16 protein-coding genes and 1 tRNA gene are annotated in these 13,450 nt (G+C 40.4%); 15 read left to right on the top strand and 2 right to left on the bottom strand.

The window, feature by feature from the left end; all coding sequences use genetic code 11:
• The first annotated feature begins 1 nt into the window (after nt 1).
• Both BLP85_RS00610 and BLP85_RS00605 read left to right on the top strand, forming a co-directional pair.
• On the top strand, nt 2–502 hold the full coding sequence (locus BLP85_RS00610; protein ID WP_092818212.1) for a hypothetical protein: 501 nt from the start codon (nt 2–4) through the stop codon (nt 500–502).
• Nucleotides 503–644: 142 nt separating this feature from the next.
• Entirely contained in the window at nt 645–986 is a 342-nt protein-coding gene (locus BLP85_RS00605; protein ID WP_092818938.1) for a hypothetical protein, read from the top strand.
• 74 nt (nt 987–1,060) lie between these two features.
• Here BLP85_RS00605 and xseB read toward each other — a convergent pair whose 3' ends face one another.
• Nucleotides 1,061–1,255, bottom strand: a complete 195-nt coding sequence (gene xseB, locus BLP85_RS00600) for an exodeoxyribonuclease VII small subunit (protein WP_009586282.1) — start codon at nt 1,253–1,255, stop codon at nt 1,061–1,063.
• Nucleotides 1,248–2,510, bottom strand: a complete 1,263-nt coding sequence (gene xseA / locus BLP85_RS00595; RefSeq protein WP_092818211.1) for an exodeoxyribonuclease VII large subunit — start codon at nt 2,508–2,510, stop codon at nt 1,248–1,250. Before xseA ends, xseB begins: the two co-directional genes overlap by 8 nt.
• Before the next feature lie 217 nt (nt 2,511–2,727).
• On the opposite strand from xseA, the gene BLP85_RS00590 reads away from it, so the two are divergent.
• From BLP85_RS00590 to BLP85_RS00525, 13 genes are all read left to right on the top strand, one after another.
• Nucleotides 2,728–3,015 carry a hypothetical protein gene (locus BLP85_RS00590; protein WP_092818210.1) on the top strand — a complete coding sequence of 96 codons (288 nt, stop codon included), beginning with the start codon at nt 2,728–2,730 and terminating at the stop codon, nt 3,013–3,015.
• A gap of 93 nt (nt 3,016–3,108) precedes the next feature.
• Nucleotides 3,109–3,185 (top strand) — tRNA-Met (locus BLP85_RS00585).
• A 51-nt stretch (nt 3,186–3,236) separates the two neighbouring features.
• Nucleotides 3,237–3,488, top strand: a complete 252-nt coding sequence (locus tag BLP85_RS00580) for a hypothetical protein (RefSeq protein ID WP_228143233.1) — start codon at nt 3,237–3,239, stop codon at nt 3,486–3,488.
• A gap of 92 nt (nt 3,489–3,580) precedes the next feature.
• On the top strand, nt 3,581–3,817 hold the full coding sequence (locus tag BLP85_RS00575; RefSeq protein ID WP_092818208.1) for a hypothetical protein: 237 nt from the start codon (nt 3,581–3,583) through the stop codon (nt 3,815–3,817).
• A gap of 509 nt (nt 3,818–4,326) precedes the next feature.
• Entirely contained in the window at nt 4,327–4,791 is a 465-nt protein-coding gene (locus BLP85_RS00565; protein ID WP_092818206.1) for a hypothetical protein, read from the top strand.
• A gap of 1,619 nt (nt 4,792–6,410) precedes the next feature.
• The gene (locus BLP85_RS14900; protein ID WP_171259616.1) at nt 6,411–6,566 is read left to right on the top strand and encodes a hypothetical protein; all 156 of its coding nucleotides are present in this window, start codon (nt 6,411–6,413) and stop codon (nt 6,564–6,566) included.
• 539 nt (nt 6,567–7,105) lie between these two features.
• Complete coding sequence (locus BLP85_RS00555) at nt 7,106–7,330, top strand: hypothetical protein (RefSeq protein WP_092818204.1); 225 nt, start codon at nt 7,106–7,108, stop codon at nt 7,328–7,330.
• Nucleotides 7,331–7,365: 35 nt separating this feature from the next.
• The gene (locus tag BLP85_RS00550; RefSeq protein WP_092818203.1) at nt 7,366–7,803 is read left to right on the top strand and encodes a hypothetical protein; all 438 of its coding nucleotides are present in this window, start codon (nt 7,366–7,368) and stop codon (nt 7,801–7,803) included.
• A complete protein-coding gene (locus BLP85_RS00545; protein WP_092818202.1) occupies nt 7,763–8,404 on the top strand; it encodes a putative metallopeptidase in 642 nt (213 codons plus the stop codon). The genes BLP85_RS00550 and BLP85_RS00545 overlap by 41 nt, the downstream gene beginning before the upstream one ends.
• Before the next feature lie 57 nt (nt 8,405–8,461).
• Nucleotides 8,462–8,953, top strand: coding sequence for a DUF2280 domain-containing protein (locus BLP85_RS00540; RefSeq protein ID WP_092818201.1), 492 nt, complete (start codon nt 8,462–8,464; stop codon nt 8,951–8,953).
• Nucleotides 8,950–10,626 (top strand): terminase, encoded by a 1,677-nt coding sequence (locus BLP85_RS00535; RefSeq protein ID WP_092818199.1) that lies wholly within the window; start codon nt 8,950–8,952, stop codon nt 10,624–10,626. The genes BLP85_RS00540 and BLP85_RS00535 overlap by 4 nt, the downstream gene beginning before the upstream one ends.
• A gap of 9 nt (nt 10,627–10,635) precedes the next feature.
• Entirely contained in the window at nt 10,636–12,096 is a 1,461-nt protein-coding gene (locus tag BLP85_RS00530) for a phage portal protein family protein (protein ID WP_092818198.1), read from the top strand.
• A 2-nt stretch (nt 12,097–12,098) separates the two neighbouring features.
• Nucleotides 12,099–13,304, top strand: coding sequence for a phage head morphogenesis protein (locus tag BLP85_RS00525; RefSeq protein WP_092818197.1), 1,206 nt, complete (start codon nt 12,099–12,101; stop codon nt 13,302–13,304).
• Nucleotides 13,305–13,450: the final 146 nt, after the last annotated feature.

Raw genomic sequence — 13,450 nt, 5'->3', positions numbered from 1 at the left:
GATGAGTACTGCAGTAGCAAAGCAACATATTTTACAGTCGGTGGATTGGTCACGTTTTGATTTAGAAGGCTGGTTACAGCAGTTTGGGGCATGGTTATATACGAACACAAGTTCAAGCGGTCGCACTGTGAATCCTATCGCCGTGGCTATGGACAATGCTGTGAAGGTGAAGAAATCTAAAAAGCTTAATACCGATCAGCAGCTGCAAATTATTGCGGATTATCTTACAGGTGACTATTTACCGCCTAAACCACGTAAAACGAAAATGACCTGTGAAATTGATGATAACGAAGCTCGGGCAGTCCAGCGTCTGGTCCTGGATCTGCAGGGGCAATCAGAAGTACTGGATGATTGGATGGATGCCATCATTAGCCGTTATTTTTACAGCTGCTCATGGTCGGAGATGGTGACAGATGAACGCAGTCAGTTAGATGCCCGGATGGATGTGAAGTGTGGGTTGGCTGCGTTGCATAGTCGGTATGGGTTTATTGAATACATTTAAGTTTTAAAACAGTCTGTTTTAAAATGCCAATATCATCATAAGCAGGATTTATTTTTGTTTAGTATATGATTTATTTCATAAAACTTTAATTTGAGTATTTTAAAATGGTTTATTTAAAGATTCATAAAAGATGGGTGAAGTCATGAATAAACTAATTTTAATAGGTTTAGCTTTATGTGGTGTTGTGCATACTAGCCATGCAGACACCCTAATACCGAGAAGCGTATCTGGCGATAAAGGTCAATACTATTTGCTCGCATCAATGCGTAATGGAAATATTGTGACTGCTATTCATAAACGTGTAGGACCAAATGATACTTATTACACCAAGACAGAAACGAACTGCACAAAAATGAAAATGCGCGAAATTGGCGGAAGTGATGTTTCAGTTAAATATATAAAGCCAAATTCTACAAAATGGTTTGATTTGGTTCCAGGTTCGAGCAAAAGTGATTTAGCTAATTTTGTTTGTAAAAAACGCTAAGAAAAATCTGGGTTTTCACTTTGTGCGATGAAAATTCAAATAAAGCAAAATGTATAAGCTTTGAATGAAACTTTTTATTCCTTAAATGTCTCATTCAAAGCCTGTTGCACTGCATCTACACGTGACTTACAGGCTTTGTAGGCGGACATAGACTCTTCAACGATTTTCATTAAATTATCAATATCAGGTTCTTCTTGCGACTCAAGCAATTCAGCATTCTTCTTAAGAACCTCATAGCCTTCTTTAAACGTTAATTCTTTTTTAGTCATTGCTTAATACCTGGATCACGTTGGCTTCAATGGTACCATCCTGTAATTCTACCTGGATGCTGTCACCTGAAATTTGATGGATGGAACGGATAGCTTTGCTCTGGCTGCGGACAATACCGTAACCTTTGGCCATCACATTCCGGGGATTTTGTAATAGGGTTTCACGCATCAATGACTCAATCTGGTTAGAGGCTAATTTAATTTGCTGATGAGCCAAATATCGTGTTGTGTCTTTAATCAGTTCTATAGACCGGCTGGCTTCATTAATCTGGTTTTGAGCATGGGTCTTAATCACTTTGATTAAGTGGTCATTCTGGCTTTGATACGATGTGATCTGGTGCTGAGATAAAAGCTTGATCGTGTGGAAAGACTCGAGTACTTCCTGAGTGCGCTCAACAATCAGATTACGAATACCCCCGATCACTTTACTGGGTGTATCAAACGACCGGTGTGCAACTTCATCCAGGATGGTCCGATCCTTTTCATGGCCAATACCGACCCAGATTGGAACTGAGCGTTTGCATAGTAGAGCTGCCAATTCATAGTCATTTAAATAAGCCAGATCATTCACGGCACCGCCACCACGAATGATTACAATCAGATCTGGTGCAGCTTTAAAGTCTTTAGCCCATTGACGTAAACCATCACCCAGAGAACTAATGATAGAAACTGCAGCTGTATTTCCCTGAAAGGTCGCGTTGTGATAAACGAAATGGCAAACACCGGCTTTATCTAAAGCATCGGCATCTTTCTTGAAGTCACCAAGACCCGCTGCATTTTCAGGTGCAATCACCAGGACATTTTGAATATCAAATGGAGTAGGGAGAAGTTTATTTTTATTGGCTAGACCTTCTTTAGTAAGGCGTTCTAGTATCTGCTGATAACGCCGTGCAATATCCCCTAAGGTATAACTCGAATCAATATCTTCAACATTGACTGAGAAACCGTATTGAGGGCTGAAAGTAGCTTTAACCTTAATCAGAACATTCAGGTCTCGGGATAATTCAATCCCACTTTCTCGCTCAAACCTCAATACCATTTTTGCTGCAGCAGATTTCCAGATTGTCGCTTTACAACTGGCGATGACTTTATCTGTATCTTCTTCTTTTTCTGCCAGCTCTAAATAGTAGTGGCCACCTTTTATACTCAGGTTGCGAATTTCAGCTTTGACCCATACCGGTTCATCAAAAGTTATTCGTATAACTTCCTGGACTGTTGCAAGGTAATCACTTAGCGAAAGCTGTAAATCTGACATAAACAAGGAAATGCCTAAATTATTAGTGAAAATAGTATACAACGATGAAATTAAAGGCAATGTGGAGATATTGACCTTGCGCAAGGGATATGGCATATTTCAGCTATAGTGACCGAAGTGTACGTTAAAGCACTAGATCGATTTAAAAGCCTCGCAAATGCGGGGTTTTTTCATATTGTAGATGGTATAGTGGGCTACCAACTCAGTAATTTTTTTTATGTCAGAATTTTATAAATACCGATACACTCAAATAAGTGTATTTGGCTCATTACCAACACACAAAGTGCTTATAAGTAACATTCCTAATAAAGCAAAATTGGTATTTGCCGATAATACTTTTATATATGGCTCAATTTCTGATTGGGTGTTAGGTAATTCAGATTTTGATTCACGAGTATCAACATGGTTGGAAGAGCCAACGGCTTTTTTAGAAGATGAGAGAAGAAGATTGAGCCTTTATAGGGCTTCTCATCCGCTGTTTAAGACTGAGTCGAGTATTGGTTAAGGTATTAATTAATCTAATTGCTTCTGTAAGTGACTATATTTCTAATAAAGTTTGCATTACTGGTTGTTAAAGCGTATAAAGCTAACTCGTTGATGCGGGATGGAGCAGTCTGGTAGCTCGTCGGGCTCATAACCCGAAGGTCGTTGGTTCAAATCCAGCTCCCGCTACCAACGAAAAAGATTCAAAGTTTATAGCCCAGTCTATCCAGACTGGGTTTTTTTATGGCGGATTTATTAATTCATAAGGCAATTGAATTGAACATATGTATTGGTGGTGACTTATCCGGTCAAGTAGTTGAATTTGACAAACGATTCTTTAATGCGAAGGAAATCGAAGAAAATAAGACCTCGGAATACTATAAGCAGAGATATATTGTTGGTGATGCTGAGTACAGATTTTGGATATCCAAAGATATGAAGTTGTGCGATGCTACAGATCAGGCTGAAGTGTATATACGGAAGCCAAAGAGTTAAATTTAAGGGCTCGCCAAATGGTGGGCTTTTTTGATATGAGATATTCATAAAATTAAAGTATGATGTTTTTTTAATGTTTGGGTTCAATTCAAATGCCAAATATCAATGTAAAAAAATTAGATAAACTTATTGGTGATATGGTCTCAAAAAATCAAACACCTGAAAAAATATTAATTGGCTATAAGGCGTATGGTGAGCTGATGAAAGATCGCAAATTCTTTGAAGAAGTGGTCGGATCAGCTATGGAACCAAATAAGCGAAAATACAAGAAGATTAAAATTAGAATCACTCAAGATGATAATCAGCTTGAGGTGAAGTGTTTAACATAATTTTTTCTATACCAACAAAAGCTTGCCAGATGGTGGGCTTTTTTGCATCTACAACCTTTTAAAAATTAGAACAAGCCACAATACATTTTTTGTACAGCGTAATGGTAAGTGTTCATTTATCTTCATTAGTCGAAGTTAAACTGCTGGACATTACTATGGTCCAAGAGATCTTTGAGTTTATTTATGATGAAGCTCTAAAGGAGTATGAGCCATCAAAATATGAAATAGCCAATAAGTTAAAGTTTTTTTCAATAACTCTGCGATTATTTGCAGAGCTTAGGGATGAAGATGCTTATATTGAAATCAATACTTTGACCGTCATATTTAAATGCAGGTCTAGATCTACATGTTATTGGGTATTTGATATACCTGAGATAGGGTGCAAAAAGCAGCTCGTTGAGTATCTGTCTTCTGAATTAAATAAATTGTGAGGGCAGATCAAAATCTAAAGAACGTACATCCTTTCGTGTTAAGGTGTTGTTGTCTTTCCCATGTGAAGAGTATGAGTCATGGGTCTAGTTCTTCTTCTGATCATTGTTCTAATAACATTTTTTGTCATGGTGAAGCCCACCCAATATAAGTCCGGTGGAAAGTTTAAAGAAATGACTAAAAATAAGTTTGGTCATCAAATTTACAGTGCAATTGACTTTCAAGAACCAATAATTGAAATAGTTGGCCCTCAACTTGATCATTCTGTCAGTAAAGTTGTCAATGCTCTTTTGATCATGGATACCACAAACACAGAATACACTTATGCAATTATGGTGATTGTAGGTGGTATTCAAATAGGTTATCTAAGTGATGAAGATGCAGAAAAGTTTCTCAAAATTTTAAAGGATAAGCATCTATATGAAGATACTGGAATTGAAGTAAAAGCGCTTATTTATGGGGATTGGGGCAATGCTGATCAAATTGCGAATTTTAAAATAAATTTAAATCTCCCTAAAAATTTTGAAGATTCAAAAATCACCTAATTAGATTGCTAAATAGGCCTCCCTTGGGAGGTTTTTTAATGCCAGGAGAAAAGTATCTTAAAACCCATTTTCTATAGTTTGCTGATTAGCTAAAGCCTGTTTGAGCAAATACGTATGGGCCCCACGAAAGAGGGTACAACCCATGCAGTTCATCGAGCATGAATAGGATATGCAGGAAAGTGAAATCAGAATTGGGAGTGATGCCCCGCCGAAATTTGAATCGAAACCGAAAATTGATTAGTACTGTGCCTATTCAGTGGCAATCAAAGTAGGGATTAGCCATGGACCACAGCATGGATCTTTTGTGGCGATCAATTCAAAATCAGATCAGTCGTGAATTAAACGTGATATTTATCAAAAAATTACGAAATAAAACGATTGATTGGATAGCAAATCCCGGTTAATTTTTTATCAGGTTAGACGAAGTTATCTATCGCCTAGCTGGGAAAAACGACTGACACTCGGAAAGACGAGAAGTACCACAAATGCTTACAGTAATGTGAGCATTTTTAATGCCCTGAGAAATGTTCGGTGTAAGCAATATCGGGGCACCCAAATTAGATTTAATGATCATTGTCTAACAAAGATCAAAAAATAACCAAAAGCAGACACAGGAAAACAGTTTCTCCAAATTCTCTATACTTTGTAAATCAAAGCCTAGTGATATATTTTTTTTGCTCCAAGAGAAAGCGCAATAAAAAAAATAAAAAAGATGATACACCATACTAGTCCGTTTAACTTCCCCGAGTTAAGCGGGCTTTTTTAATGAATTTTCTTCACAAGAAATTCACGAATAAGTATATAGGATGGCAGGTAGAAACTGCTGTAGTTTCTGGATGACCCTCCAAGGTCCTTAGTTTACAAGCCCACATCCTCTTTCCATGTGTGGGCTTTTTTTTGTATAGAGGGAAAGATATAAAGCTGTGTGATGCCACAGATCAGGCTGAAGTGTATATACGGAAGCCAAAGAATTGAATTTAAGAGCTCATCGAAAGGAGGGTCTTTTTAATGTTCTGAGAAATGGCATGTGTAAGCAATATCGGGGCACCCTCATGGCGGTTACCTTAATCAAATGGTTTGAAATCAGGTACCGCCTCCAGATTTCATATGGTGAGAAAAATTGTTTATTTATTGGGCTTTTTAATACTCAATAAGGCATAAATTAAGATAGGTTAATAATTTGATTTAATTAACATTATTTTTGTTTTTGGTATATTCCGCCACTGAATGTTATTTGAATAGTGTACAAAATAGCCACCCAGAAACAGCTGTAGTTTCTGAATGACCCTCCAAGGTCCTTAGTTTATAGGCCCATATCCAACTACTACTGGAGTGGGCTTTTTTTTGCATGAAATTTAGGAGAAAAGTGATGCTCCGTTTATTGATGTGTTTATTCGGCCTGCATGGTGCCACTGAAATCGATTACACGATTGATGATGAAGAAATCAAGGTGTGTCGGGATTGTTTGAAAGAAGTTAAATAGACCCTTGTCACTTCGGTGACATTTACAGGGCGTATTACGGCACATAAGACCCCGCTACATACTAGATATTGGCGGGGTTTTCTTTTCTTATTGGTGATAGAAGATGAATTGAAAGCAGAAGAAGGCCAAGCAGCGAGTGGCAAGAGAGCTTACAAAGAAGCAAGCAAAAATTAAATTAACTCCACATGAAAAGCAAAGCATTCAAACCTGGAGTGATAGTCAAGAGTGGTTTGAGCGTGAAATCGAAAAGCAATTTGAGCCACAAAAAATACAGGTAAATGGTGCTTATTGATTGCTGCAGTATGCTTGGTCATTACATGGCTTATATTTAAAAATTGATTGGTGGTCTTATTACAGACAAAGTACAAGCGAAACAAGACTTAGAATTTTGCACTGCTGAGCTGTCTAAGTATCAGAGTCTAAGTTGTTGAATGTTAGGTTAGAACACGCCACGCAGCTCTTATGCAGATTACGATTAATAAAATGACTATGTATAAAAGAAACTTACCAATTCCAGATGCTTGATCAAGCCTGTAGTGGTAAGCAATAAAGAGCAGAAACAGAATCCCAAAGATATAAAGCATTGTGGTTCTTAATTTTTTAATAACTATTGGTAATATGATAAGTATTGAGGTGAGGAAATGCAAAAAGCTTTGCTTCCTATCAACTCCAATTCAGATGACTGAATATTTGAATCACTTGCATGATTTTACTATCACAAAATTGGGTATTCATTTGACTGTGCCGGATGATGTGAAGGGGTGTTATGAAGATGGGTTAAATTAAGTTTTAATGATAAATTATAGGGCCAAATCAACATAAGGCACTACAATGAAAATTATAGCCAGAGTTCAAGATACAGGTGAAATGATAGAGCTTAATGCTGAAGAGGATGTTACCTCTGGCACCTTAAATTTTTTCTATCATGATCAAGAAGGAAATTATCTAAGATCCACAATCCGTCCTTATAAAAAACTACCGAGAAAATCAGTAGTACCTAATATGACTTTTACCCTGGGTGATAGGACGATCGTGATTATTGAAATAATAGAGTAGAGCCTCCTCCGGGAGGTTTTTTATTGGGGGAATTTATGGAACTGGACGTATATAAATCCCTAACCAATAAAAAGCCCATTAAGACAAAACCCCGCACCAGACCACTACCCAAAGCTGGTGAAAAATACTTGGAAGCATTCGATCGACTCAAAAAAATCCTTGATCGTATGGAAATTAAATACGAAGAGTATTTTCACTTCAAAAGCACCAAGCATTGGCGGTTTGACTTTCATTTGATTGAGTATCGAATGTTGATAGAAATTGCTGGTGGTCCCTGGTCAGGTGGACGTAAAGGTAAGCTGGCCACGAAGGCATGGAGTGTCGACCGATACGATCATGCTGAAGAAATGGGATACCGGTATAAGCGCTTTGAAACCGGTGATATTTACATGGGCAGAGCTACGATGTGGCTTAGAAATTTAAAGGCATCTTATGGACCAGTTCAGACCATTCCCGCCGTCGAATCTGATTGATCAGGCTGAGGAAGAAGAAGCGATTCGCCTGGCACCCGCCGTGGAATTAAAAGAATGGGTTGTTAAAAACTGGCTGACCATTGGCGGTGAACTTCATAACCCAGATCATGACCACATTGCTGAACTGCTGCATGACGATGAAACATTCCTGGCATTTGCTTGGGCATCATCGGCCGCCGTAGCGAAAAAGCGTATGGTGCTGGGCCAATGTGAAAAGGTTATGTTTAACCAGGGCGGATGGAAGAAAGCACGGCAGGAACAGCAGATGCGTGACTGGTTTGGTTTTGTGCCGGTGTATCTCATTACTGTGGATGCAGCATATTGTGAGCAAACTTCAGATCGTGAGTTCTGTCGTTTGATTGAGCATGAGTTGTATCACATCGGTGTTGAACGTGATGAAGATGGCGAGATCATTTATAGCGACCATACCGGTCTACCCAAGCATTACCTGGCTGGCCATGACGTTGAAGTGTTCTTCGGTGAGACCAAACGATGGGGCGCTGATGAGTCAGTAAAACGACTTTTGGAAATCGCCAAGAATGCGCCGTTTGTATCTGAAACTAATATTGCTGCGTGCTGTGGGAACTGTGTGATTAATTGAGCCTAAGGGCTCTTTTTTTGCCTATCTTGCTATACGTAGCTATACAAAGGGGTGTTTATGGCAGCACTAAAAGAGCCTGTAAAAATGTTTATAGTTCAGTCTCTTGCATGCTTTGAAACCCCTCAGCAAGTAGTAGAAGCTGTAAAGCAAGAATATAAGATTGAAATTACAAGACAGCAGGTGGCACTTTATGATCCAACAAAAGTTGCTGGACGGAATCTGAGTAAAAAATTAAAAGACTTGTTTCATCAAAAGCGCAAAGAATTTCGAGAGAATATTGAAGATATTGCGATTGCGAATAAGGCTTTCCGGTTAATGGAACTTCAAAAAATGTATGAAGATTCTGGGCGAAATAAACGTGCAAAGCAAAATCTATTGAAGCAAGCATTTCAAGAGACGGATGGCCGGGTAACCAAACAGGAAATCACTGGCCCTAATGGCGGTCCTATTCAACAAGAGAACAAACCCTCACCTCAATACACACCTGAAGAACTTGCAAAGCTGTCTGCACAGGAGCTTTCGCGTTTGGCAATTAATGGCAAGTTATGACTTATGCAATTGAAGATATAGCGCCACTAATTAAAGAGTGGACGATCAACACACGTTTGCCTGAAGTCATTGAAGAAATGACACGGCGTTATTACTACCGAATGCTGATAGAGCAGAATGAACTAAGTACTCAGGCTGAAATCTATAAATGCAAAAGTGATCCGGCACATTGGTTTAATCACTGGGTATGGACCTATGATCCTCGAGGCATGCCTTTTGGATTGCCGGCGAATATTCCTTTTGTTTTGCGCCCTGGTCAGGTTGAACTTGTAGACTGGCTATTAGAGCGTGAAAGCACCCAGACACATGGATTAATTGAAAAAAGCCGTGATGAAGGGATGAGTTATGTAGTTTTGGGATTTTATTTGCATCGGTGGTTATTTGTCGAAGGCTTCGCTGGAGGTGTTGGTAGTCGTAAAGAGGATTTGGTCGATAAGAAAGGTGATCCTAAGACATTACTGCATAAGTTTCGGGATATGTTTTCCAAGTTGCCAGATTGGATGAAACCTAAGGGTTTTGTTGAAAAAATACATGACAACTACATGCGAATTATTAACCCAGATAACGGTGCAACCGTTACCGGTGAAGCTGGTGACAACATTGGCCGTGGTGGTCGTACCACAATGTATTTTCTGGATGAATGGGCATTTGTAGAGAGACAAGAAGCGGTAGACGCTGCGATCTCCCAGAACACAAACGTTCATATCAAGGGGTCTACTCCAAATGGTATCGGAGATCGCTTTCATCAGGACCGTTTTAGCGGTCGTTACGCCGTCTTTACTATGCCTTGGAGAGCTAATCCGGACAAAAACTGGCAGGCTGAGCTACATGGAAAATTGATTTATCCATGGTATGAAAAACAAAAGGCCACACTCGATGATGTCGTTTTGGCTCAGGAAGTGGATATTGATTACGCTGCATCGGTTGAGGGTGTATTAATTCCCTCCGCATGGGTTGAAGCTGCTGTTGATTCTCATCTTAAGCTCGAGATTCAGCCGTCAGGACAACGCAACGGCGCACTTGATGTGGCGGATGAAGGTAAGGATAAAAACTCGTTTGCTGCCCGTCATGGGATCGTACTGCAATATCTGGATACATGGTCGGGTGTTGGTGATGACATTTTTGGTACCACGCAAAAAGCTATCGATGCATGCCTGGATCTAAAACTGAATTTATTCTTCTACGATGCGGATGGTTTAGGAGCTGGTGTACGCGGTGATGCTCGTGTCATTAATGAGCAGAATCAAGTGAAGGGGATGCCAGAAATTGAGGCTAATCCTTTTCGGGGATCAGGTGCAGTGCATGACCCTGAGCAGGAGATGGTTGAGGCGCGTAAAAACGTGGACTTCTTTGCTAATCTTAAAGCTCAGATGTGGTGGTCATTGCGGCTTAGATTTCAAAACACCTACCGCGCACTCCAGGGCATGCAATACGATCCAGATAATCTGATTTCTTTATCAACTGCTGATATTACCAAGCAGGAATTGGAACAGCTCAAACGCGAACTTTCTCAGCCAACCTATAGTAAAAATGGTGCAGGCAAAATTTTGGTGAATAAGCAGCCTGACGGTGCACTGTCACCAAACCGGGCTGATAGCGTGATGATTTGTTTCAGTGATATTAGAGAGCGGAAAAGAAAAAAACCTGCAGGTGCGGGTACTCGAACTTATTAAGGTGTTTACATGGCAAAGTCTAAAAAGGACAAAGCGTCAAAAAAGGCTTTGTCTTATGGCAACTTATACACTCAAGAAGCAGTCACTCAGTTCTTGGTGAATTTTGGGAAGCAACCAGATACTGATGAAGTATTACGAAAAGCAGGGATTGCACGCCATAGATTGCGTGTACTACTGGATGATGATGAAATTGCCCAAGCAGTTGAAACACGTCTAGATGCACTTTTGGCCACGCCGTTACGTATTGAACCAAGTGATAGCAAAGAAGCAGAGATGCTGAATTTGATATTGAAAGAGTGGTTTTATGAAATTGCTGCAGCCGCTTTTAATGCTTTGCTATTTGGATATTCAGTGCAAGAAGCTGTGTATGAATTAAAGCCGGAAGGTTATGTGGGTATTCAGTGGATCGGTGAGAAGCCGATGCAATGGTTTGAGCCTAAGAACGATGGTCGGTTGATTTATCGGCAGGATGGTCATAATGCAGAGCGTGAAGTTGATCAGGCGTTTAAGTTCTTCTTAACACGCCGTAAAGCTACATACGAGCAGCCCTATGGCAAGGCCTTGCTGGCCACACTGTATTGGTTATTCTTCTTTAAGCAAAATGGTTTTAAGTTCTGGGCAAAATTCCTGGAGCGTTTTGGTACGCCAATTCTGCTTGGTAAATGCAAAGATACTGAAACTGATGATATGAGCAAAGCACTGCTGGATGCTCATGCTCAAAGTGTTTTGTCTATTGATATTGAAGATGATGTGCAAATCCTTTCTGCACCAGGAACAAGTGGGACAGCCGGTGCAGCATTTGAGGCCTTTAACAATCAATTGGTTCGCCAGATCCAAAAGGTTGTATTGGGGCAGACGCTCACCAGTGGTACAGATGGCAAGGGGAGTTATGCACTAGGTCAAGTACATGAGAATGTACGAGCAGATAAGCTGAAGTCGGATATTCGCTTAGTAACACCAACTTTGCAGGCAGTGGTTAATGCCCTTTGTGCATTAAATGGCTGGGGTGAATATAAGGTCATGCTTGGCGAGAAGCCAAAGCCACTCAACAAAGAACAGGCAGAACGTGATGCTCATCTTAAAAATGCCGGGGCTAACCTGACACCGCAATACTTTCAGCGTGAATATGGCTTACAGGACGGTGATATTGCTGAGTCTCAGCAACTACCGATGAATACTCAATTCTCTGCATTACCTCGCCAAGCATTCAACTTTAAGGCATCTGCCAACAAGTTATCTGCAGCGCAGCAAGAAGTTGAAGAGCTGACGGATGGCCAGGGTGATTTAGAGCTTTTAAATCAGGATCAGATTAAACAATTGGTGGCTGAATCCGATAGTCCTGAAACTTTAGTTTTTAACTTGGCAAAGTTAATACCTAAGGCATCACAGACTGAGTTCACAGCTAAATTGGATCAAGCTTTATATGCGGCTGATGTGCTGGGGTATGCAATCTCAAGTAAGGGTGAATAACGATGCAACCAGTCACATTCCTTGAGGCGCTCCAATACGCTCACAGTAAAAAGATTGTACTCCCGGATGAGTTCTATTCAATGGACCTTAAGACTCGGCAGATGGCGACTACAGTCAGCTTCCTATCAAGTCTTGAGCAGATTGAAACCGTCATCAAGGCTGTTAACAAATCTATTGCCGACGGTGGAACGTTTAACGACTTCCAAAAGCTGATTGCGGAATCTGAAATCATTCTGCCAAAGCATTATTTGGACAATGTATTTCGTACAAATATCCAGAATGCTTATGGCCATGGGCGGTGGCAACAACAGCAACGTAATAAGGCTAAACGACCGTATTTGATGTACTCAGCTATCAATGATAGCCGGGTCCGTCCCAGTCATTTGGCTTTGAATCGAATTGTATTGCCGATTGATCATCCGTTTTGGCTGACACATTATCCACCCATTTCATTCCGTTGCCGGTGCACCGTGATTGCCTTAACCGAGAAACAAGCATTGAAATACGGCATTACACCTGATGATCAGTTATCAGAAGTAGCTGAGGCTTTGGACTGGTCATCACATCCATTGCAGTTTGGTGAGCTTGAATCGCTGGTTGATAAGAAGATTGGTGCTTCATCACTGGATAAGGAGTATCTCCTTGAGCAGAAGGAGGTCATTAGAGCTGAGTGGACAGCAAGTAAAAAGCTCACCAGTCTGTTTGCTCCGATGGATGATAAGACTCGGGACCTATTCGATACGGTGGCCAATACAGTGATTCCACTAGATCCAAGCATTCGACCAAGTGCAATCCGCACCTTCCTAGACTATGTGCAGGGAAATGATGCTGCACTGACCAGTTACTTAAACTCTGCCACAAGCTCACTGGCTGATGATGTGCTGAAGCGCTGGGTTAAAGAAGATATGGCAAATATCCAGGTTGTATCAGCAAACACTTCACCAGTTGTAACGGGATCTGTTTCATTGGCTTATGCAGCATCTTTAGAGGTGGGTAAGGTCATCACACTAGATTCGCCGTTGCTGATGACTGGTAGTGGCTCAAGCATCGTGATTCAGATTGAAAATGCAAAAGGTCTAGGTATTGATCTTGAAAAGCTTAATGCTGGGCGGGGTGTTTTATTTGAAATTGGGCTGTCATTTAAGGTTGTTTGGATTGAAGCGACTGACGGGCGAATGGTTTATACGTTAAAGGCATTGGTGAATTAGATGACTGAAAAATGCGAATCATGCCGCTGTGGCTTTAATGGTCGCAATGGGAATGGATATAGCCCATGCGGTTGCAAAAAAGTGGCTGTGATTGGTGCCAAAGAATCAGGTATTAAAAGCTTGGTGAATGCATTCTGTCATGCACT

It is taken from the genome of Acinetobacter kookii, assembly GCF_900096895.1.
Taxonomy (GTDB): Bacteria; Pseudomonadota; Gammaproteobacteria; order Pseudomonadales; family Moraxellaceae; genus Acinetobacter; species Acinetobacter kookii.
This window is presented reverse-complemented; position numbering and strand designations above follow the sequence as displayed.